Genomic DNA, 20,678 nt, shown 5'->3' with positions numbered 1-20,678 from the left:
AGGAACCGATAGTGGCCAAACCCTTTTCACCGCTCGCTGCCGTGTTGGTCGCCGGGCTTATCGCACTTGCCGACCTGGTCACCAAGGCCGCAATCGTGGAACATCTGGCCTACGGCCAGCAGATCGAGTTGTTACCCTTGTTGAACATCGTCCATGTGATCAACCAGGGAGCGGCGTTCGGTCTTCTGGCCACGGCCGGCGGATGGCAACGCTACCTTTTCATTGTTGTAGCCGTACTCGCGTCGATCCTGATCGTCCGGATGATCCGGAAACCTGAAACAGGCTCCGCGGAAAGGATCGCTCTGGCGATGATCCTTGGCGGAGCGGTTGGCAATCTCGTTGACCGAACTGCGCGGATGGGCGTCGTTGACTGGATCGATGTGCATGCAGGAGCGCATCACTGGCCAGCTTTCAACATCGCCGATATCGGGATCACGGTCGGCGCCACGCTCATCGTTTTGCACGCGCTGTTCGGTGGCCGTGCAGCACCTCCGGTATCCGACAAGACCCGATAGTCATCGCCCCCTGGACGCGCACTGCCACCCGAAGCATGGCCAGTCGCGCGGGGCGGTCTGAACAGGGCGACGATCCAGCCCATACAGAACAAACATAATCAGATCTACAACAATTCGAGACCCATGTTTCTGCCCGGCGGGCGTTGTAAAATTTGCCATACTCCAGTGTTCTCTTCCGTAACCGAGCAGTCAAGGACTCCATGAAGCGCCTGTTTCTGATCATATTGTTCGCGCTTTTGCCCTTACAGACTGGCTGGGCGGCAGGATGGTGCGTGATTTCCGACGACGCGTCGGCCATCGCAGCGGTATCCGACGTAACCGGGGCTGCAAATCCGATAGACGTGCAGCTCGAAGCTGGCTGCAGCGCAACTTGTGTATCGGCATGCGACTTGCAGCCCCTCGGCAGCGATTCTTCCGTGATCGAATGGTCAGGGCTGTCGCGCTCCTATCCCGGCAGACTCAATCAGCTAAATTACCAGTCTCCAATACTGGACGGCCCGATTCGGCCGAAATGGCACTGATCATCGAAGCCGGCAACTACCGCCTGCGCTTGATGGGTAATCGTGCACAAGCACTGCACGACCCCATCCGTCTCTACAAATAATGCAGCCGCAACTGACTTACTCCCGACCATGGCGGCCCACAATCGGCCACGTCGAGAGTCAGTGCGCTTGAAAAATCAAACATTCAACAGGAAAATTCAATGAAAACTCACATCAACTTCTTATCCGCGGTACTTCTCGCGTGCATGTTCATTCCACTCGACTCGCGGGCCAATGAGGGGGGCATGCCCTCAGAGAGCGCCGCAGAAGCGAAGACTGGTAGAGCAGCACCGTTCGGCTACTCCTCCAATGCAGCGCCTGACCGCGTTATCACAATAGTGGAAGGCAAGACCAGATCGATTCACGTCAAGCGACTCGAGACTGTCCGTATTGTAGACGGTCCAAGAAACCTTACCTGGACCTTCGATACGCTCGGCCTGTCGCCGATCTCCTTGGCGAACATCCTTCCAAACGCAACGAACGTAACAATCTATGTTGAGGAAAGTCCAATGTACGCCAACTAAGCTTCGCCATTTGGCGTTCTGGTAGGGCGCTATCACTAGTTCGAAGCCGCCCGCGGTTTCGAGCTAGTGTGAAGCCTGATATGCAATCTACCGGGCGAATACAAGCCGGGGGCACGTACCCCACGTGCGACGCTATTGATATGAGCAGTGCTGAAACAAGCGCCGCTTAACTACGTGCTCGGGCAGTATGAAGACGGCTCAATTTGACGGAGACGCTCATGCATGAGATACCGCGAGATGGTGTTCCAGACAGTACTCTTTCGTTCGCCCGGGACGGCTATCTTTTCATTACTAAACGTTGTACGCGCCTGGGGACCGACCTGTTTCGCCCACGACTGATGCTTCAATCGACGGTTTGTATGCGCGGCGAAGAATTGGCCAGACTATTTTATGACAATGAGAGGTTCAAACGCACCGGTGTTGCTCCATCGAGACTCCAGGAAACACTGTTTGGCCGAGGAGGCGTGCAAGGACTGGACGGTAATTCCCATCGGTGCCGAAAGGAAATGTTTCTCTCCTTGATGAGCGCCGAGCGTATTGCGGAACTGGCGGAGCTCAGTGCCGCGCAATGGCACAGGTCCGCGGCAAATTGGGAGCGCCGCTTCCAGGTGGTTTTATTCGACCAAGCGTGTGAAAGCTTGTGCCGGGCCGTCTGTGCCTGGACAGGAATCCCGCTGGTTGAGTCCGAAGTCAGGAGTAGAACGGATGACTTCGTAGCGATGATCGATGCTGGCGCGGCGATCGGTCCAAGACACTGGCGTGGAAGATGGGCGCGAAACCGCGCTGAGCGCTGGATCGAGGGTCTGGTAGAAGATGTGCGTCATCACCGGCTAACGGTGGATGAAGACTGCGCACTATATGCGATCTCATGGCATCGCGATTTGTCTGGGTAATTGCTCGACAAGCGAACTGTGGCGGTGGAACTCATCAACGTTGCAAGGCCAACGGTCGCGGTCGCCTGGTATATCATGTTCGCGGCCATGGCTTTGCATCAGCACCCGCAATGCGGTGAGCGTTTGCTGGCTGCCGAAGCGCACTACCTCGATTATTTCGTTGAAGAAGTCCGCAGGTTTTATCCGTTTTTCCCGGTGGTAGCTGCGCGCACGCGGCGGGAGTTCGAATCGAAGGGCTATCGTTTTCCGAAAGGAGAAAGGGTCCTGCTCGACTTGTATGGGACGAATCACGATCCGAGGCTTTGGGACGAGCCCCATACATTCATGCCCGAACGTTTTCGTCAATGGAAGCGTAGCCCTTTCAGCTTCATTCCACAGGGAGGGGGGGAATATCTCGATGGTCACCGTTGCCCTGGCGAGTGGATCACCGTCGAACTGATGAAAGTTGCCGTTGTGTTTCTCAGCACCAGCGTAAGGTACAGCGTACCTCAGCAGGATTTGCGGATGAGCCTCTCACGCATACCGGCGTTGCTGTCCAGCCGTTTTGTGATTGGTAATGTACAAATCTGATCACCTGAGGGAAGGGAAATACCTGCCTGATGAGAATGTCCGGAGTTCCGCGTCAGACCTCTCTGATTTGCGTTGCCAGTAATGCTCCGACCAGACATAGAACTCGGGTTAGCAAAATACCAGTGCCTGCTTCGCACTTGGTTCAACAACTGCATTTCCGCCCGCGATTTCGATCATGTTACGACGGCCAGCCGCCATAAGGCGCTTTCCGTCAGCTTAGTCGTATACCACACTGGATGTATCTCTGTTGCGCGTGCAGGGTTCGAATGGAATACCTCGTATCACGACTGATGTCCTTTTGCCTCTGAGAGGATTTCATAACCTCCCTTCCCAGCAATGAACGAAACCACTGTTCCAAGCAGCAGATCAGGAAGGTTTGAATTTGTCCACATTACTAACGCGCCCGAAAGCACGATTGCGCCGTTCACAAGCGAATCGTTATTCGTGAATATAGTCGAGGCCTTGAAATTGATGTCCTGGCCGCGATGCTGCTTCAGCAGGCGAATGCAATAGATATTCAGTAGGGCATTTGTTGCAGCCATGGCCATCATGGCTGGTCCCAGCGGTGCCTCACCGCCAAGAAAACGACGGACAACTTCAACCAACAATAGGCAGGCGAAACCAATGAGGAGCCAGCCAGATAATTGCGCCGCACGCTTCTTGATTGTGCTGGATCTACCGACCGCGTACAGACTGACGCCATAGACTGCAGCGTCACCCAGGTTGTCAAGGCCAGCGCCAACCACGGCAGTTGAAGATGCCCATATTCCGACAGTCACCCCGGCCAAACACTGGCCCAGATTGATTAGCAAGACCTTCCATAAAATGCCACGATCACGCTCGTTGGAACCGTCCAGACCTGATTCGTCATCGCTGTCCTTGCCAATATCCGACATCGGATCTCCAAAAGATTGCAGGAAGAACGCGCCCAGCGCTTTTCTCTACCGGACGCGCTTGGATGAACACAGAATACGTCAGTTACCAAAGCGAGCGCGCACATATCAAACACGAGCCAGGTAAGAAGCTTGGATTAGGGTTGCCGAGCACTTGCAGTAAACTGCCATGACAACGCACGCATGGAGCGCGTCTGGCGACGCCTGAAGGGCGGATTGATCCATCGCCAGTGGTATGCGACCAGGGCCGACGCTGAACCGGCAATTACGAAATACATCAAGATCTTCTGGAACCACCAGCGGCGCCATTCGCGTCTCGGCTATCTATCGCCAGCATTGTTTGCCGAAAAGATCAGCAGATGGCAGCTGGCTGCTTGAAACGGACGTGTCCACTATTGACAGTACAGCTCACTTGACCAGGGCAGGAATTGCACGCACATAGACCAGTTCACTGCCCAGTTCGACCAGGGTTTGTGTGATCACAGCCGCCGCCGCAATTCCACGCAAATCGTCGGGTAACGCGAGCGCGAGCGGCAGCACTACCAGAGAATTGCGCGTCGACGCGCTGAAGGTCACGGCGCGAGCCGCTGCTACCGGCAGTTTGAACATGCGCGACGTGAAAGCTCCTACCAGTGGGGCAAGCACCATGAAGCCAATATAAACCGGAATGACCGGCACCAATTGTTCGATCTCCCTGATGATCGCTCCGATCTGCGAACCGATGACGACCACCAGCACTGCGGCCATGGCTGGGACCGGGAGCCAGGCCCATCCGATATTCCATTTCTCGACGATGGACGATCGCTTCGCGAGTCCGGCAGTAGCCACCGCAAGCAACAGCGGAGCCACGATCAGCAGCAGGAATGCGTCGACAAACGGCGCGACAGCGATGACGACGCCAGATTCGCCGCCAGTTATTACGCTGAGGTAGATGGGCAGTAGGAGCAGCTGAAGCAGGAGCAGGATTGGCGTGGCAGCCAGGGTCAGGCGCGAATCGCCTTTCCCGAGATGAGTGAATACGACGACGTAGTCAATACATGGCGTCAGCAGAACCAGGAGAGCGCCGATTAACAGCGCAGGACGATCGCTCAGTCCACGCGTCAAGACCCATACCAGAAGCGGTATCAGCACAAAATTGGCGACCAAAACTGCAGATATGAACGCTCGATTACCCAACCCCTTCCTTAGCTCGAGAAAGGGAATCTGCAGAAACATCGCATACATCAGGACCGCAATGGCAGGTGTCACCAACAGATCAAGCCTGGCCGCAGCATCAGGCGCAAGGATCCCCCCGAGCACGGCCAAGGCGGCACTTACAACATAGACTGGAATCTGATTCCGTTCCAGGCTTTCGCGGTTCAAGTTGTTTCCCTCTCGGCGATAAGGTGATGATTACCCGGCAGGCATCAGCCGCGACGCCTGCTGCGAGCCATTCAATAACTATTTGCGGACCTTCATCAGATTGAAGCCGAAGCCAAGACCAGCCGCCAAGAGCAGGGCCAGTTGCGCCGCATAAGTCTCTATCGTCGGGTAGAGGCCGAGGACCGGCATCCGCGGTCCCGTGACCGGTGTGGCCGTCAGCCATCCGGCTTCCTGCAGCCCTGCGATTCCTTTTCCGACCAGGACAACTGCCAGGGCGGCCACCAGCACGGAGCTGAACGAGAAGAATTTACCGATCGGCATGCGTGCGCTGGTACGCAGGAAAATGACAGCAATTATCGACAGCAGGACCAGGCCTGTAACGAATCCTGCCAACAGCGCAGGGCCGTTGCCGTCGGCGCCGAGCGCCGAGTAAAACAAAACCGTTTCAAAGACTTCCCGGTATACCGCGATGAATGCCAGGGCAAATAACGCCCATGCGGAGCGTTTTTCCATCGCCGCTGTCAAATGCTGCTTCAGGTAGGCTTGCCATTGTCCGGCCTGGCCTTTCTGGTGCATCCATAGCCCGACCGACAGCAGCACCGCGGCGGCGAAGAGCGACGAGAGGCCTTCGGTCACTTCACGGCTTGCACCACTGATGCTGACCACATAGGTGGCCACTACCCATGTCAAGGCGCCTGCCGCCAGCGCCGAGATCCAGCCGGCGTGCACGTAGTGCAAGGCCTGTGGACGCTCCGCTTTGCGGAGGAACGCAACCATCGCAATCACGATCAACAGGGCTTCGACACCTTCGCGCAGGAGAATAGTCAACGCGCCCACGAACACCGTCGTCGCGTCGGTCTTGTTCGCGCCGGTAAGCTCCTCGACACGTACGAAATACGCGTCGAGTTGAGAGGCGTATTCGGTCGCACGCAACACATTGCCTTGTGCAACCGCGCTCCACGTCCACCAGGAGCTGGCGGTCCGTCGCGTCGAGCCTCGCCTCGAGCGGCTCGAAGCCGTCCAAGTAAGCCGATAAAGCAAGCTCGGTGGCCTTCGCCCGCTGCTTATTCTTCAAGGCATCCAGGCTGTCCTGCAGCAGTTTGCGCGCAAGGACGATGCCCTTGCGTTCCTGCTGCTCCTGTACGGCCTCGGGGTGGGTGCGTGCGTAGGCCAGGACCGCCCGCGCGGTCGACGGTGAGCCAGCCTTCGCCAGTTCTTCTTCGGTCGCCGTCACGAGCGTGTTCATGTCGGGAATCGTGGCGGCCGCGGAGGTGTTCTGTGCAAACGCAGACGCTCCGACTGCGACGTCCGTGTCCTTGAACGCCAGGCTGCCGACATAGAACGCCAGAGACCAGCGGTCATGCTCGGACAAGCCTGCAAAGGCCGGCATCGATGTGCCCTCGACACCCTGGCTGATGACCTGATATAGGGCCATGAGAGAGCGGGAGCGGGCTCTTTCCTCATCGGTAAATGCGATTGGTTTAGGTTCGAGCTTGGCCGCGAGTGGCCCATCGCCGGCGCCGGCCGCTCCATGGCATGAAGCGCATTGCGCTTGGTACAGCGCCGCACCGCTGGCCAGATCGGGCAAGGCGCGCGGCGCAACAGGGAAGGGGTAGGCCTGCAGCAGCAAACGGTTTGCCTCTCGCGCAAGCAGGGAAACCTGTTGCGGCGCTTCCTTGCGCTTGACCGCCTGCTTCAGCTTGGTGGTGGCAGCTGCCAGTTCTGCATGCAAAGGATGCGGAGGCAATGCCGTCACCTGGTTCTGTGCGCGCGTCGAGAACTCCTGCATTTCGCCGTATTCGAGTTCGCTGACAATCGCTCCGTTCTGGACCGCGCCGGCGTAATCGACGGCGACATAATCGAGCAACTGCCAGAGCTGGCGGACTTCTGCTTCCGATGATGTGGGACTAGCGTGTGTCGTACCGATCACGCAGCAGCAGAACATTACGAAGGCGATTAGCCGACGCCAAATGGGGTACGTCATATCGGGATACTTGTCTTCAGGTTCGAGAACCTGATATTAAACACCTTCAAGCTACTTGAAGGTCAAGCGCATTGTTCCGGCTGTTCGCTGGTTCAGCAATGCAGTGATGGCGCGGAAAGTCCAGGGCTAGTCAATGGCGCCCAGGCCTTACTGGCTCGTCGCAAACGTCCGCAGCGCCGAGCGCCTGCAGGATTTCACATGGATTTGTGCTGTCGGTGGCGATGCAACGGCTCCTGAGGTCTCTGAGCTGCGCTTCTAGTACTGACAGGTTTGCTATACGGTCGACGATGTGCCCGATGTGCTTGTCGAGCAACGCGTTGACGCTCTCGCAATTTTTTCCGGGCGCCTCGCGAAAATCGAGCAGCGTCCGGATCTCATCGAGTGTCATGTCCAAGGCGCGGCAATGCCGAATGAACAGCAAGCGCTCAGCGTGAAGCTCGTTATAAGCTCGATAATTGTTTGCCGACCTTTCAGGCGGAGCGAGCAATCCGATGCGCTCATAGTAGCGGATGGTTTCAACCAAGCAGCCTGACCGGTCTGCCAATTCGCCAATCTTCAAGAAAAATCCCGGTACGTTAACTTAGTGCTTGACCCCGTACCCGCTACAGGGTGTTCAATGTGAACTATACACAGTTCTCGAGGAGTCGTCATGTCGGAATGCCAGACGAAATCATGTTGCGAAAAATCTGCACCGATCGAGACCGCGGGTGCCTCATCTGCAGCCTTGGACCATTCTCTTCTCATTCGCATCGACCAGATGGACTGCCCGACAGAAGAGGGACTGCTGCGGCAAGCGCTCGGACGCGTTGCAGGCGTCGGAAAGCTCGAGTTCAATCTTGTCCAGCGCCGCTTGCGGGTGGAGCACAGCCTCGGCGATCCACAGGCGATCCTTGCAGCAGTACGCGCGGTCGGCATGGACCCGGTGATTGAACAGACCGAGGAGCAAAGCGGGTCAGCAGCCGGCACTGTTTTCCGCATCGAGAACATGGATTGCCCCACCGAGGAGACGCTCATCCGTAACAAGCTGTCCGGCATGCCGCAGGTCGAACAGCTCGACTTCAATCTCGTCCAGCGTCGCTTGGTCGTCAGGCATAGTGGGCCGGCAATGGCGATCCTGGATGCACTGACGTCCATCGGTATGCAGGCGGTGCTCGTTGCAGCTGGGCAAGGACGAGCCGCTGCGGTCCCATCGGTCTCCCGAAAGCGGCAGTATTCAGTCCTTGCCCTGGGCTTGGCCGCAGCAGTCGGTGCCGAGGTCGTCGCATGGACGACGGGCGATGAAAACTGGTGGCCAGTCATCCTGCTATCGCTGCTTGCGATCGCGACGACGGGCTTGGGGGTGTACAAGAAAGGCTGGATTGCGGTCAAGAACCGCAATTTGAATATCAATGCCCTGATGTCAATCGCCGTGACCGGCGCGGTACTGATCGGGCAATGGCCCGAAGCGGCGATGGTCATGGTCCTTTTCGCGCTTGCCGAGATAATCGAGGCCCGCTCGCTCGACCGTGCGAGAAACGCCATCCAGGGCCTGATGGCATTGACACCCGAACGGGTAAGCGTGCGCCTTGACGACGGCAACTGGAGTGAACAGGACGCCACCACGGTCGCGATCGGCGCCCTGGCCCGTGTCGCACCCGGCGAGCGGATCGCCCTGGACGGGGAAGTGACCACTGGCCAGTCGTCAGTCAACCAGGCGCCGATCACGGGCGAGAGCATGCCGGTACCGAAGACGGTCGGCGACAAGGTGTTTGCCGGCACGATCAATGAAACGGGCTCTTTCGAATACCGTGTCACCGCCGGCCACAGCAACTCGACCCTGTCGCGCATCATCCGCGCGGTCGAGGACGCGCAGGGCAGCCGCGCGCCCACGCAGCGTTTCGTCGACCGCTTCTCCAGCATCTACACGCCCATCGTGTTCGCCATTGCGCTCGCCGTCGCCCTGGTGCCGCCGCTCATGCTGGGCGCCGAATGGATGCCATGGATTTATAAGGCGCTTGTCCTGCTGGTGATCGCTTGCCCCTGCGCCCTGGTGATCTCGACCCCGGTCACCGTCGTCAGCGGCCTGGCTGCGGCGGCGCGGGCCGGCATCCTCATCAAAGGCGGCGTCTACCTGGAGCAGGGCGGCAAGCTGCGCTCGCTCGCACTGGACAAGACCGGCACGATCACCCAGGGTAAACCCGAAGTGACGGACGTGTTGCCCCTGCAAGGCGATGCACAGACTCATCTGCAGCTCGCGGCCGCGCTCGCGGACCGTTCCGACCATCCGGTATCGACCGCGGTGAGCCGCCACTGGCAAAACTTGGGCCTGGACCTGCTCCTCGCATCCGTGACCGAGTTCGAGGCCTTGACCGGCCGCGGCACGAAAGGGCGGATCGACGGGAAGTGGTACTACCTCGGCAATCACCGCCTGGTCGAGGAGCTCGGCATCTGCAATACCGCGACGGAAAGTGTCCTGGCGACACTGGAGGGTGAAGGAAAGACCGCGGTTGTCCTCTGCGATGAGACGTCGCCACTGCTGGTTATCGGGGTGGCCGATACCATTCGTGAAACCAGTCGCGAAGCGGTGGCCCAGCTTCATGGGCTGGGAATCCGGACGGTCATGCTCACCGGCGACAATGCGGTGACGGCCAAAGCGATCGCACGGCAGGTTGGCATCGATGACGCCCGCGGGAACATGCTGCCCGAGGATAAGCTCTCTGCCATCAATGACGAGGTGGCGCAATTCGGTACCGTCGGCATGGTAGGGGATGGCATCAACGATGCCCCGGCGCTGGCCAAGGCCGATATCGGGTTTGCGATGGGCGCAGCGGGCACCGACACCGCCATCGAAACAGCCGACGTCGCGCTGATGGATGATGATTTGCGCAAGATCCCGCAGTTCATTCGCCTGAGCAGGCAGGCAGCCGCCATCCTCAAGCAGAACATCGTTGCAGCCTTGCTGATCAAGGCCGTGTTCCTGGTGCTCGCTATCGCAGGATCAGCCACCTTGTGGATGGCCGTGTTCGCGGACATGGGCGCCAGCCTGCTGGTTATCTTTAATGGCATGCGTCTGCTTCGCGTACGTCTGCATGGCAGCAACGTGTAACCGCACCGATGCTATACTCGCGACCATGATGCGCCGTTTTCTCACTTGCATGCTGATGATGCTCGCATTCCAGTTTACCTGGAGTGCGATCAGCGCCTATTGCATGCATGAGACTGGACGAGCCGCACAGCACCTTGGACATCATCAGCATAAGACCGGCGCTCACGATCAGGTGGCGGCCGCCGATGACGGTAAGCCTGCGTCGACGAAGAAGATCGCGCAGCACTCGCATTGTTCTTCGTGCGCGCACGCAGTGCTCGCTCCCGCAGCCGTTCAAAACGCCCCCTACCTGACGATGGCGCACTTCGCGCCGGTTGGTCCAAACGTCAGTTACGTTTCAGTCACTCAAGTCCCTCCCGAACGCCCCCAGTGGCCCGCCGCCGTGTAATTCCGGCGGCTATACCTTCTTTTACCAGGTAATCCCCGAGCCTTCCGACCGTGTGCCAACGCACTCGGCCGGTGTGCTCGCTGTCGCCGGATAGCTTTCGATTCGTTAACTTCGGAGTTATCTATGCAATCCAGATCGTTGATCATGGGCGCGCTGTTGCTGTTTTCACAGTCGACGTCCCTTTACGCGCAAACGGAAATTTTGCGCGATCCAAACAGTCCGCCGCTCGCCGGGAATACGTCGCTACTGCCGCTGACCCTGCAGCAGGCGTTGCAGGCTGCGTACGCAGGCAACCCAGGCTTACGAGCCGCATCACAGGCGATCGGCATTGCCGAGGGTGGGAGGCTTCAGGCAGGCGTCATACCCAATCCTGAGCTGGCTCTATCCACCGAAGGAACCGACCGTCGGTCCAGGGTCGAGACCGCCCAGATTACCCAGCTCATCGAGCTCGGCGGCAAACGAAGCGCCCGCATCGCGGTCGCCGAACAAGAGCGTCTACTCGCCGTCCAAGCAGTGAACGTGCGACGAGCGATGTTGCGTGCCGACGTTATGGCGGCCTATTTGGAGGCCTTGACAGCGCAAGAGCGGGTCGGTCTGGCCGAGGCGGCCATTGAGGTCGCAAGCCGGGCGACGAATGCCGCGAGTCGGCGCGTCGCTGCCGGCAAGATATCGCCAGTCGAACAAACCCGTGCGAGTGTTGCAGAGTCGGCCGTGCGTCTTGACCTCACCCAAGCAACAGCCGACCTGAAGTCAGCCAAACGCAAGTTAGCGATACTGATGGGCAGCTCGCGAGCGATTGCCCAGCCACTCCAGATGCCAGCCGTCGAGTTCGCTGCCGTACCGACGATGAACGAGCTCGAGCAGCGGCTAACCATGTCGCCGCAACTGCGTCAGGCCGAAGCGCAAGTCAAACGGCAGGATGCTTTGGTCGGCATGGAACGTTCGGCGCGGGTACCAGATGTGACGGTGACCGTGGGTAGCCAGCGGGATCGTGAACGCAGCGGGAGCGAAGCCGTCTTTGGTATCTCCGTACCGCTGCCACTTTTCAATCGCAACCAGGGGAACATGCTCTCAGCACTTAGACGAGCCGACCAGGCTCGCGACGAATTAGGCGCCGAGCAGCTTCGGGTGTATGAGGAAATCGCGGACGCTCACCAGCGTGCAGAGGTCGCTCAGCTTCAGATCGACAGCCTCAAGTCCGAGATGCTGCCAGCGGCGCAGCAAGCCTATGACGCTGCCGTGACTGGTTTTGAACTCGGAAAATTCGGGTTTCTCGACGTTCTTGACACCCAGCGCGCATTAATTCAGGCACGCAGCTTGTATCTGCGCGCTCTGTCCGATCGGTATCGAGCAGCAACTGATATCGAACGAATCGCACCGGCTACTAATGCCGAGAGCACCACCATCTTCAAGGAACACCTGCAATGACGCCCCTGCAAAATCATCGTAAGAAAAATCTGCCAATCATTGCCGCAATCGTGGCCGTCGGTGTCGTGCTGGCCCTGGCCATCCTGTTCTGGAACAAGGGAAGCGCTGAAGGTAGCGCCGGCGAAGATGCCCATGGCCATGCCGAGAGCGGTCAGAAGGAGGGCGCAAAAGAAGCCGGTGGAGCAGGCGACGAACGCGCCGAGGATGAGCACAAGGACGAAGGAGTGGTCAAGCTGCCGGTCATGCAGGCAGAAAAGGCCGGAATTACGACCGCCGTTGCCGGTGCGGCCACGATCGAGAACATTGTCAAACTGCCTGGCGAAGTCCGTGTCAACGACGATCTGACAGCTCACGTAGTGCCGCGCCTGGGCGGCGTCGCCGAATCAGTGCCGGCGCAGCTGGGGCAAACGGTCAAGAAGGGCCAGGTGCTAGCCGTCATTTCAAGCCCGGAGCTGGCTGACCTGCGTAGCGCCGCGAGCGCGGCACAGGTAAGGCTCGGCCTGGCCAAAACCATCTATGAGCGGGAAAAGAAACTGTGGGAGGACCGTATCTCTGCCCAGCAGGACTTTCAGCAGGCCGAACAGGCACTTCGCGAGGCCGAGCTTACCTTGCAGGCAGCGCGCTCGAAATTGGCAGCTCTTGAAGTGGGCTCCGGAGGCGGCGCATTGAACCGGTACGAGTTGCGTGCGCCGTTCGACGCTGTCGTCGTTGAAAAGCACATCACGCGGGGCGAAGCGGTGCAGGAAAACACCAATGTTTTCGTACTAACCGACCTCTCGCGCGTCTGGGTCGATGTCGCAGTCACACCGAAAGACTTGGCAAGCGTGCGCAGCGGCGCAACGGCGGTTGTCAGTGCCACCGGCTCTGATATGAAAGCCGTTGGGAAGGTAAGTTATGTCGGCTCACTAGTCGGGGCACAGTCCCGCGCCGCCACAGCGCGCGTCGTGATCGACAACCCAGGCGGCGCGTGGCGCCCTGGCCTGTTCGTGGACGTCGCACTGGTGCAAGGGACTAAACAGGCTGCTGTGGCGATTCCGGCCGATGCTATCCAGACGGTGGAAGACAAGCCAGTAGTGTTTGTAGTGACGGAAGGGGGCTTTCGCACGCAGCCGATCGTGGCCGGCATTAGTGACGGCAAAGGGGTGGAAATCCTGAAGGGCCTGGCAGCAGGAACGCGCTACGTTAATCGCGGCAGCTTCGTGCTCAAGGCCGAACTTGGCAAGGGCAGCGCCGAGCACGACCACTAATAGGGGATTTCCATGTTCGAACGCATCATTCGTTTCGCCATCGACAGCCGATGGCTGATCATGGGTCTAGTCCTGGCCATGGCGGCAATTGGCGTCTACAACTATCAGCGTCTGCCGATCGACGCTGTGCCAGATATTACTAACGTGCAGGTTCAGATCAACACCTCGGCACCAGGCTATTCGCCGCTCGAGGTCGAGCAGCGCATTACCTATCCGGTCGAGACCGTGATGGCGGGCCTGCCTGGACTGCAGCAGACTCGCTCATTATCGCGTTACGGGCTGTCGCAGGTCACAGTCGTTTTCCAGGATGGTACTGACATCTACTTCGCGCGCCAGCTGGTCAACCAGCGACTGCAGGAAGCCCGTGAAGGGCTGCCGGAGGGCGCAACGCCCATGATGGGGCCAATTTCCACTGGCTTGGGCGAGATCTACCTCTGGACGGTCGAAACAGAAGCAGGCGCAAAGAAGCCTGACGGGACAGCCTATACGCCAACTGACTTGCGCGAAGTGCAGGACTGGATCATCAAGCCGCAGTTGCGTCAGGTCCCGGGCGTGACCGAAATCAATTCGATCGGTGGCTTCGCTAAGGAATACCACATCACGCCGGATCCGAACCGGCTCAGTTCCTATGGTCTGACCCTGGCCGACGTCGTCACTGCGGTTGAGCGCAATAACGATAACACCGGGGCAGGCTACATCGAGCGCTCGGGCGAACAGCTTCTCATCCGCGCGCCGGGGCAGGTGCGAACCATCGAAGACATCCAAAACACCATCCTGAAAAATACCGATGGCGTCGCGGTTCGGATTCGTGATGTCGCGGACGTCGCCGTCGGCCGCGAACTGCGCACGGGCGCCGCGACCGACAACGGTGCCGAAGTTGTGCTCGGTACCGTATTCATGCTCATCGGCGAAAACAGCCGGCAGGTCTCGCAGCTCGTTGCAGAGAAGATGGTCGAGATCAACAAGACTTTGCCTGCTGGCGTCAAGGCCGTCCCCGTGTATGACCGTACGGTGCTGGTCGACAAGGCGATTTCCACGGTACGTAAGAATTTGCTCGAAGGTGCGATCCTGGTGATCGTGATCTTGTTCCTATTCCTGGGCAATATCCGCGCAGCGATTATTACCGCGATGGTCATTCCACTGTCGATGCTATTCACCTTCACCGGCATGGTGACCTACAAGGTCAGTGCCAACTTGATGAGCTTGGGTGCTCTCGACTTCGGCATCATCATCGATGGCGCGGTCGTGATCGTGGAGAACTGCGTGCGGCGCCTGGCGCACGCGCAAGAACAGACCAAACGTGACCTAACCTTGGAAGAGCGCTTCCGTGAAGTGTTTGCGGCCGCAAAGGAAGCGCGCCGGCCACTGCTGTTCGGGCAGTTGATCATTATGGTTGTGTACCTGCCGATTTTCGCTTTGAGCGGGGTCGAGGGCAAAATGTTCCACCCGATGGCGTTCGCTGTCGTCATAGCTTTGCTTGGCGCGATGATTCTGTCGATCACGTTCGTGCCCGCGGCCGTTGCCCTGTTCATCGGCAAGCGCGTGGCCGAAAAGGAGAACCGCTTAATGACAATGGCGCGTAATGCCTATGCGCCTGCATTGCGCGCTGTCCTGCGTAACGGACCGATCGTGCTGACGGCATCGATTGTCACCGTGGTCCTGTCTGGACTGCTGGCGACACGACTCGGGAGCGAATTTATTCCCAACTTGAATGAGGGCGACATTGCGATCCAGGCGCTACGCATTCCCGCGACCAGCCTCACCCAATCAGTCGATATGCAGAAGAAGCTGGAGGTCGGCCTCAAAGCGAAGTTCCCCGAGATCGAACGGATATTTGCCCGCACCGGTACCGCCGAGATTGCATCCGATCCGATGCCGCAAAACATCTCGGACGGCTACATCATGCTCAAGCCGGAGGCCGACTGGCCGAAACCGAAACGCAGCCACGCCGAACTTGTGGAAGCCATCCAAGAGGAGGCGGAAAAATACACCGGCAATGCCTATGAGTTCTCGCAGCCTATTCAACTGCGTTTCAACGAGCTAATCTCCGGCGTGCGTAGCGACGTCGCAGTCAAGCTGTATGGCGACGACATGGAAGTGCTGGCATCGACCGGTGCTCAGATCGCCGCGGTGCTACAACGCGTGCCGGGCGCAGCTGAAGTTAAGGTAGAGCAGACTACCGGTTTGCCGATGCTGACAGTCAATATTGACCGGGACAAGGCAGCGCGCTACGGGCTGAACATCACTGATGTGCAGGCCACGATCTCTGCGGCCACAGGTGGACGCGAGGCCGGCACCATGTTCGAAGGCGATCGCCGCTTCGCCATCGTGGTACGGCTACCAGAGGTGCAACGCGCAGACTTGGATGCACTTCGTCGCCTGCCGATCGCAGTGCCACCACCCTCAGGCACAAGCGCTGGAGGCAATGAAGACGTTCCCGCCTTCATTCCCTTAGGTGAACTGGCAACGCTCGATCTAGCACCGGGTCCGAACCAGATCAGCCGCGAAGACGGCAAACGCCGTATCGTGGTCAGTGCCAATGTACGCGGCCGCGATATCGGCAGCTTCGTGCCGGAAGCGGAGGAGGCTCTGGCCAAGGGCGTGAAGATCCCTGCAGGCTATTGGACCACTTGGGGCGGGACATTCGAACAGCTTCAGTCGGCTACCCAGCGCTTGCAGATCGTTGTGCCGCTGGCGTTGTTCCTGGTGTTCATGTTGCTATTTATGATGTTCCGAAACGTCAAAGACGGGCTGTTGGTGTTCACCGGCATCCCGTTTGCCTTGACCGGCGGGATCGCGGCCTTGGCTTTACGAGGCATTCCGCTGTCGATTACCGCTGCGGTCGGCTTCATCGCCTTGTCTGGGGTGGCCGTGCTGAACGGGCTGGTAATGATTTCGTTCATCCGCTCGCTGCGAGAAGACGGCATGTCGCTCGACGAAGCGATCACCCATGGAGCGCTAACGCGTCTGCGGCCGGTCCTTATGACGGCGCTAGTTGCGTCCTTGGGATTTGTGCCAATGGCGATTGCCACTGGCACCGGCGCCGAGGTACAACGCCCGCTGGCGACGGTGGTTATCGGCGGCATCCTGTCGTCCACGGCGCTAACGTTGTTGGTACTGCCTCTTCTATATCGACTGGCGCATCGTAAGGATCCAGATGGCCCCCTGCGTGAGACGCGCGTGGTCACCCCCGTCTAAAACCCGCGTGAAGCTGTGTATCCGGCGGTGTGAACAGCACACCGCCTCTTGAGGGGCGAGTCAGCGGTATGTGCCGGCACTCATGTTTGGCTCGCCCATGCACTTCGTGCGGCCCATCAGGGAGAGGTCGATTATGCGTTTGACACCAAGTGGGATTGAAGTGGTTTTGCCGCATCTTGTGCTGGGAACGAATGTCCTGTCACTGGCGTGGACCGCTTACGGCGCCATATTTTGGGAGAGCTTTTCGCTCGCTGCGAGTGCCCTGTACCAAATTGCCGTCATCATGCTTTATAGCAATAAATGCGAGCGCGCAGTTGGCAAAGAAGAGGAGGCAGGTCGGGACGAAAATATGCGATTCGCCGTTGTCGTCGTTCTGCTAATTCCAAGTCCGTTTATCGCAGGAGGGGCCATACATGCTCTTAACCATGCCTCTAACCTCTTGCCAAGCGATTTGATGCCGCTTGCAATGTGCGCGTTCACGGCCGGCGCATTGCGTGCGCTATACAGTTGTTTATTGTGCGAACAGCACGGTGCGATGTTCGTGATCAAGGCAGCGGTCGCTTTGTTACCCTTTATCGCCCCACTGGTGGCGGTAGGTTTGATTGCAGCAGGGTTCGACAACGTAGATGCCGTAACTGGCATTGCACTGGTGCTGATCCTGCTCTTGGCCGTGCTTGCGCCGCAAGTGGTTCACATCAGGCGGCTTTTCTACTGAGGTAAGGATTGGCCTGTACGCAAATAATTGCGCGCCGCTGCGCGATGCGATGCAAAGACCGGCGGTCGGTCCAGTGCCAACTTAAAAATGTAAGATATTGAGGAGATATCATGGGTTCAGGGCATTCACATTCGCACGCCATTTCACCTACACAGAACGCTCGTCCTCTGTGGATAGCACTAGGGCTGACATCGTCGTTTCTGGTCGCTGAGCTCATTGCCGGGATCATGACGAATAGCCTCGCCTTGATTTCCGATGCGGCGCATATGTTCACAGATGCCGCCGCACTCGCGATATCGCTGGCCGCAATTCACATCGGGCGACGTCAGGCCGACGCAAAGCGTAGCTTTGGGTACTATCGTTTCGAGATCCTGGCAGCAGCCCTCAACGCGATTCTGTTGTTCATGGTGGCCATTTACATTCTTGTTGAGGCCTGGAAGCGGCTGCAGGATCCGCCCGAGATAGCCTCTGGCGCCATGCTCATCGTGGCGGTGCTCGGCCTGGTGATCAACTTGATCAGTATGCGGCTCCTTTCTGCCGGTAAGGATGCTAGCCTGAACGTGAAAGGCGCTTATCTGGAAGTATGGAGCGACATGCTCGGATCGATTGGCGTGATCGTCGGTGCGCTTGTGATTCGCTGGACCGGCGCCACCTGGGTCGATTCGTTGATCGCTGTGGCCATCGGACTGTGGGTGTTGCCGCGCACTTGGATTCTGCTCAAAGCAAGTTTGAACGTCTTGCTCGAAGGTGTACCTGAAGGCATCGATTTAGCTGATGTGAAAACCAAGATTCTTGCAGTGCCAGGCGTTGCAAGCGTCCACGACCTGCACGTGTGGGCCATCACAAGCGGCAAGGTGAGCTTGAGCGTGCACATCGTTTGCGATCCGGGGCATGTGGATCTCGAAGCGTTACTGATCTCGGTCCGTCATGAAATCGCAGATGAATTTCACATCTACCATTCGACAGTGCAAGTCGAGCGCACGCCTTGCGAGCAGGCCACCGAGGTCCATGGCTTCGAGCCATCGGCAAGTCACTGATTTTATAGAGAAGAGCATATGATTGAACATATCAAGAATGGGCTGACCGAAGCGCGGCACGCTCTGGACTTGTTCGTGAACGACGCAACCAAGCTGCAAACCGTGGCTGACGCCGCACAGGTACTGGTGACATCGTTCGGCAAGGGAGGAAGGGCTTTTTCTTGCGGGAATGGCGGTTCAATGTGCGACGCCATGCATTTCGCGGAAGAACTGACAGGACGCTTCCGTCGTGATCGGCCCGGGATCGCCGCAACCGCAATTAGCGACCCAACTCATATCACCTGCGTTGCAAACGACTATGGATACGATCAGGTGTTCGCCCGTTACATCGAGTCCCATGGTCGTCCGGGCGATGTACTGCTCGCGATCAGTACGAGCGGGAAAAGCCCTTCGATTCTGGTCGCGGCCCAGATGGCGCAAAAGCTTGGTATGGTCGTGATCGCTTTGACAGGGACTGCTGGCTCGCCATTGGAGGACTTCTCAGACGTCTGCATCAGCTGCCCGGGCGGTAATTTTGCTGACCGTACTCAAGAGCTACACATCAAGATCATCCATATAATGATCGAGTTGGTCGAGCGCGAACTGTACCCGGCCAATTACTAGCGTAGGCATGGGCGAGTTCCAGGGCCAACGCGAGTGTACAGCGCGTCCCGCTGCCGAGGCGAACGGACGCCTTGAGCATGAGGGGGTCATTGTCCTGGTTAAGAACGTCGGCTAATGCTGCCAAAGCTAAGAATCGCTGTGTCTTTTCTGCCGACGCTACCAATTCGCTCGATGCTTGTCTTCAGTATCGTTGTGCCGCGTGTCGTCCGGTGCGTGCAGATAACCACTAGTGGTGCTGATCGAAGCGTGACCCAGATTGTCTCTGACATGCCGCAAGTCTACGGAGTTGTTCGCCATGTGTGACCCCGCGGTATGCCGCAACCAGTGCGCCGATGCCTGACTGACTCGATGAGCAACATGCACGAATTGTGGTCCCTTGAGCTCGATTCGCTCGGCCGTCATCGCGAAAACAGCCTTGATGATATCGTGGATCCCGCCGCGACTCATCGCCTTAGGCTTCCCGCCGATGGGCAGTAGCAGCGGCGTCGACTCTCCAGGTACAGGCAGCGCAGGGAAGCTTAGTTCACGCCTATATCGGCCGAGTTCGTTCATCAATTCATTGGTCGCCGGCACTAGGCGTACCTTACTTCCTTTGCCGAGGATCTCGAGCCACCACCGTTCGCTGCCATCGCGGTCGCGCCTGCAGAAGAAACTGCCCATATTGTTCTCGGCAATCTCCGAGATGCGTAGACCGCACACATAGAGCAATGTGAACAACCACCGCAGTCGCAGATATCGCTCACGCTCCCTCGGCGTTTCGCGCGGCATGGCGTCAATCGTGGCCTTTACTTCTAGCCAGAGTTCATCGTCAAAATAGCGTTCAATACGAGGCGCCCGTGCGCGACCTCTTTGGCGGGAAAGCGAGAGCGGATTGCCTGCCAGGTAGCCTGCACTGACAAGCCAGGCGAACATCGACGTCAATATGATACCCGCCTGCCTTTGACTTGACGCTGACAATGCCCCTGCGAACGGGCGCCAACGCGGATCATTGCGAGGATGTCTGCGACTCTGTTCACTCACCCATCGGTCTCGGGGCAAGGGGTTGCCCAAGAATGCCTGATAGGCCAACCAATCTTCGTGCGTCAGGGAAGACAGCGGCTTGGCACGCTGAAGCACACACCAGAGAAGCAGCCGCTCAGCCTCTTTTCGATAGGCGTCGAACGTGGCCTTTTTATGGACAAAGTTCGCGAGCCAAGCCAGCACCGCCGCGACATCGGTGTTCGCGCTGATCTGCCTCGGCACATGCCACTCGCGATTAGACCCAACGGACCCATCCAGGTCGCGTGATACCGTCATCACCTCCATAGGCGGAACGGAAATTTCTTCGAGGACGGCGGCTATCTGTTCAGACATTGAAACGTACTGTTTTACGGGAATTTAACTCGGTTGAGATTTCCCGGTGCCGCTCTGAATGCGCACCTCTTGGCGAATCTCGACTGGTTGCAGCGTCTGGTAGCGCTGCCGAATATTATTGTAGACGCCAGGCGTGTCTTCAGCGGCGACTGTTACAACCATCGCATATGGCAAAGCGGGGAGGGCGGCGTTGTCGACGCTTTGTCCGTCCTCACGCGCGCCGTACGTGATGTCGAAAAGCGGATCGGTAATCCCCCCATTTTTAGAGCACGCTAAAAGTAGAGGTTAAGCGGCGAGTGCCAATTTCTGTTTTGGCGTGATACCGCCGAGCGCCATGTTGG

Annotated in this window: 17 protein-coding genes and 2 pseudogenes; 13 read left to right on the top strand and 6 right to left on the bottom strand. The window is 58.3% G+C overall.

The window, feature by feature from the left end; translation table 11 throughout:
• The first annotated feature begins 11 nt into the window (after window positions 1-11).
• From lspA to ACZ9AQ_RS23015, 5 genes are all read left to right on the top strand, one after another.
• On the top strand, window positions 12-515 hold the full coding sequence (gene lspA / locus ACZ9AQ_RS23035) for a signal peptidase II (RefSeq protein ID WP_205289050.1): 504 nt from the start codon (window positions 12-14) through the stop codon (window positions 513-515).
• A 200-nt stretch (window positions 516-715) separates the two neighbouring features.
• Window positions 716-1,036 (top strand): hypothetical protein, encoded by a 321-nt coding sequence (locus ACZ9AQ_RS23030; RefSeq protein WP_162819332.1) that lies wholly within the window; start codon window positions 716-718, stop codon window positions 1,034-1,036.
• A gap of 182 nt (window positions 1,037-1,218) precedes the next feature.
• Entirely contained in the window at window positions 1,219-1,581 is a 363-nt protein-coding gene (locus ACZ9AQ_RS23025; protein ID WP_109343484.1) for a CzcE family metal-binding protein, read from the top strand.
• A 218-nt stretch (window positions 1,582-1,799) separates the two neighbouring features.
• The gene (locus tag ACZ9AQ_RS23020) at window positions 1,800-2,474 is read left to right on the top strand and encodes a cytochrome P450 family protein (RefSeq protein ID WP_208281663.1); all 675 of its coding nucleotides are present in this window, start codon (window positions 1,800-1,802) and stop codon (window positions 2,472-2,474) included.
• A gap of 24 nt (window positions 2,475-2,498) precedes the next feature.
• On the top strand, window positions 2,499-3,044 hold the full coding sequence (locus tag ACZ9AQ_RS23015) for a cytochrome P450 (RefSeq protein WP_229446441.1): 546 nt from the start codon (window positions 2,499-2,501) through the stop codon (window positions 3,042-3,044).
• Between the two features lie 281 nt (window positions 3,045-3,325).
• On the opposite strand, the gene ACZ9AQ_RS23010 is transcribed toward ACZ9AQ_RS23015, so the two are convergent.
• Window positions 3,326-3,940 (bottom strand): cation efflux transmembrane domain-containing protein, encoded by a 615-nt coding sequence (locus ACZ9AQ_RS23010; protein WP_184236247.1) that lies wholly within the window; start codon window positions 3,938-3,940, stop codon window positions 3,326-3,328.
• A 174-nt stretch (window positions 3,941-4,114) separates the two neighbouring features.
• Here ACZ9AQ_RS23010 and ACZ9AQ_RS23005 point away from each other — a divergent pair.
• Window positions 4,115-4,315: pseudogene (locus tag ACZ9AQ_RS23005) on the top strand (IS3 family transposase); the annotation flags it as partial.
• Between the two features lie 30 nt (window positions 4,316-4,345).
• Here the strand turns inward: ACZ9AQ_RS23005 and ACZ9AQ_RS23000 are convergent.
• The 4 genes and pseudogenes from ACZ9AQ_RS23000 to cadR form a co-directional block, all read right to left on the bottom strand.
• Window positions 4,346-5,299 (bottom strand): arsenic resistance protein, encoded by a 954-nt coding sequence (locus ACZ9AQ_RS23000; protein WP_184236242.1) that lies wholly within the window; start codon window positions 5,297-5,299, stop codon window positions 4,346-4,348.
• 78 nt (window positions 5,300-5,377) lie between these two features.
• Entirely contained in the window at window positions 5,378-6,136 is a 759-nt protein-coding gene (locus ACZ9AQ_RS22995; RefSeq protein ID WP_429206945.1) for an FTR1 family iron permease, read from the bottom strand.
• Between the two features lie 547 nt (window positions 6,137-6,683).
• Window positions 6,684-7,088: pseudogene (locus tag ACZ9AQ_RS22990) on the bottom strand (c-type cytochrome); the annotation flags it as partial.
• Between the two features lie 325 nt (window positions 7,089-7,413).
• Complete coding sequence (gene cadR, locus ACZ9AQ_RS22985) at window positions 7,414-7,842, bottom strand: Cd(II)/Pb(II)-responsive transcriptional regulator (RefSeq protein WP_219864043.1); 429 nt, start codon at window positions 7,840-7,842, stop codon at window positions 7,414-7,416.
• A 90-nt stretch (window positions 7,843-7,932) separates the two neighbouring features.
• On the opposite strand from cadR, the gene ACZ9AQ_RS22980 reads away from it, so the two are divergent.
• The 7 genes from ACZ9AQ_RS22980 to ACZ9AQ_RS22950 all read left to right on the top strand — a co-directional run bounded on the left by ACZ9AQ_RS22980 (window position 7,933) and on the right by ACZ9AQ_RS22950 (window position 18,984).
• Entirely contained in the window at window positions 7,933-10,368 is a 2,436-nt protein-coding gene (locus tag ACZ9AQ_RS22980) for a heavy metal translocating P-type ATPase (protein ID WP_109343483.1), read from the top strand.
• A gap of 511 nt (window positions 10,369-10,879) precedes the next feature.
• Window positions 10,880-12,184 (top strand): TolC family protein, encoded by a 1,305-nt coding sequence (locus ACZ9AQ_RS22975; protein ID WP_005670931.1) that lies wholly within the window; start codon window positions 10,880-10,882, stop codon window positions 12,182-12,184.
• On the top strand, window positions 12,181-13,431 hold the full coding sequence (locus tag ACZ9AQ_RS22970) for an efflux RND transporter periplasmic adaptor subunit (RefSeq protein ID WP_005670929.1): 1,251 nt from the start codon (window positions 12,181-12,183) through the stop codon (window positions 13,429-13,431). Before ACZ9AQ_RS22975 ends, ACZ9AQ_RS22970 begins: the two co-directional genes overlap by 4 nt.
• Before the next feature lie 12 nt (window positions 13,432-13,443).
• Entirely contained in the window at window positions 13,444-16,629 is a 3,186-nt protein-coding gene (locus ACZ9AQ_RS22965; protein ID WP_005670927.1) for a CusA/CzcA family heavy metal efflux RND transporter, read from the top strand.
• 133 nt (window positions 16,630-16,762) lie between these two features.
• Window positions 16,763-17,344 (top strand): hypothetical protein, encoded by a 582-nt coding sequence (locus ACZ9AQ_RS22960; RefSeq protein ID WP_157225733.1) that lies wholly within the window; start codon window positions 16,763-16,765, stop codon window positions 17,342-17,344.
• 110 nt (window positions 17,345-17,454) lie between these two features.
• Window positions 17,455-18,381, top strand: a complete 927-nt coding sequence (locus tag ACZ9AQ_RS22955) for a cation diffusion facilitator family transporter (RefSeq protein ID WP_005670924.1) — start codon at window positions 17,455-17,457, stop codon at window positions 18,379-18,381.
• Between the two features lie 18 nt (window positions 18,382-18,399).
• On the top strand, window positions 18,400-18,984 hold the full coding sequence (locus tag ACZ9AQ_RS22950; protein WP_109343479.1) for an SIS domain-containing protein: 585 nt from the start codon (window positions 18,400-18,402) through the stop codon (window positions 18,982-18,984).
• Between the two features lie 156 nt (window positions 18,985-19,140).
• Here the strand turns inward: ACZ9AQ_RS22950 and ACZ9AQ_RS22945 are convergent, their stop codons facing one another.
• Window positions 19,141-20,337 carry a tyrosine-type recombinase/integrase gene (locus ACZ9AQ_RS22945; RefSeq protein WP_109343478.1) on the bottom strand — a complete coding sequence of 399 codons (1,197 nt, stop codon included), beginning with the start codon at window positions 20,335-20,337 and terminating at the stop codon, window positions 19,141-19,143.
• Between the last annotated feature and the right edge of the window lie 341 nt (window positions 20,338-20,678).

Source organism: Massilia sp. UYP34 (genome assembly GCF_056279385.1).
Note: the sequence above shows the minus strand (reverse complement) of the source record. Positions and strands in the feature narration are given on the sequence as shown.

What these genes read in the sequence shown, in the direction of transcription:
- ACZ9AQ_RS23030 (WP_162819332.1), top strand. Translation starts at nt 716, where the DNA reads ATGAAGCGCCTGTTTCTGATCATATTGTTCGCGCTTTTGCCCTTACAG.
- ACZ9AQ_RS23025 (WP_109343484.1), top strand. Translation starts at nt 1,219, where the DNA reads ATGAAAACTCACATCAACTTCTTATCCGCGGTACTTCTCGCGTGCATG.
- ACZ9AQ_RS23020 (WP_208281663.1), top strand. Translation starts at nt 1,800, where the DNA reads ATGCATGAGATACCGCGAGATGGTGTTCCAGACAGTACTCTTTCGTTC.
- ACZ9AQ_RS23010 (WP_184236247.1), bottom strand. Translation starts at nt 3,940, where the DNA reads ATGTCGGATATTGGCAAGGACAGCGATGACGAATCAGGTCTGGACGGT.
- ACZ9AQ_RS22980 (WP_109343483.1), top strand. Translation starts at nt 7,933, where the DNA reads ATGTCGGAATGCCAGACGAAATCATGTTGCGAAAAATCTGCACCGATC.
- ACZ9AQ_RS22975 (WP_005670931.1), top strand. Translation starts at nt 10,880, where the DNA reads ATGCAATCCAGATCGTTGATCATGGGCGCGCTGTTGCTGTTTTCACAG.
- ACZ9AQ_RS22970 (WP_005670929.1), top strand. Translation starts at nt 12,181, where the DNA reads ATGACGCCCCTGCAAAATCATCGTAAGAAAAATCTGCCAATCATTGCC.
- ACZ9AQ_RS22965 (WP_005670927.1), top strand. Translation starts at nt 13,444, where the DNA reads ATGTTCGAACGCATCATTCGTTTCGCCATCGACAGCCGATGGCTGATC.
- ACZ9AQ_RS22960 (WP_157225733.1), top strand. Translation starts at nt 16,763, where the DNA reads ATGCGTTTGACACCAAGTGGGATTGAAGTGGTTTTGCCGCATCTTGTG.
- ACZ9AQ_RS22955 (WP_005670924.1), top strand. Translation starts at nt 17,455, where the DNA reads ATGGGTTCAGGGCATTCACATTCGCACGCCATTTCACCTACACAGAAC.
- ACZ9AQ_RS22950 (WP_109343479.1), top strand. Translation starts at nt 18,400, where the DNA reads ATGATTGAACATATCAAGAATGGGCTGACCGAAGCGCGGCACGCTCTG.
- ACZ9AQ_RS22945 (WP_109343478.1), bottom strand. Translation starts at nt 20,337, where the DNA reads ATGTCTGAACAGATAGCCGCCGTCCTCGAAGAAATTTCCGTTCCGCCT.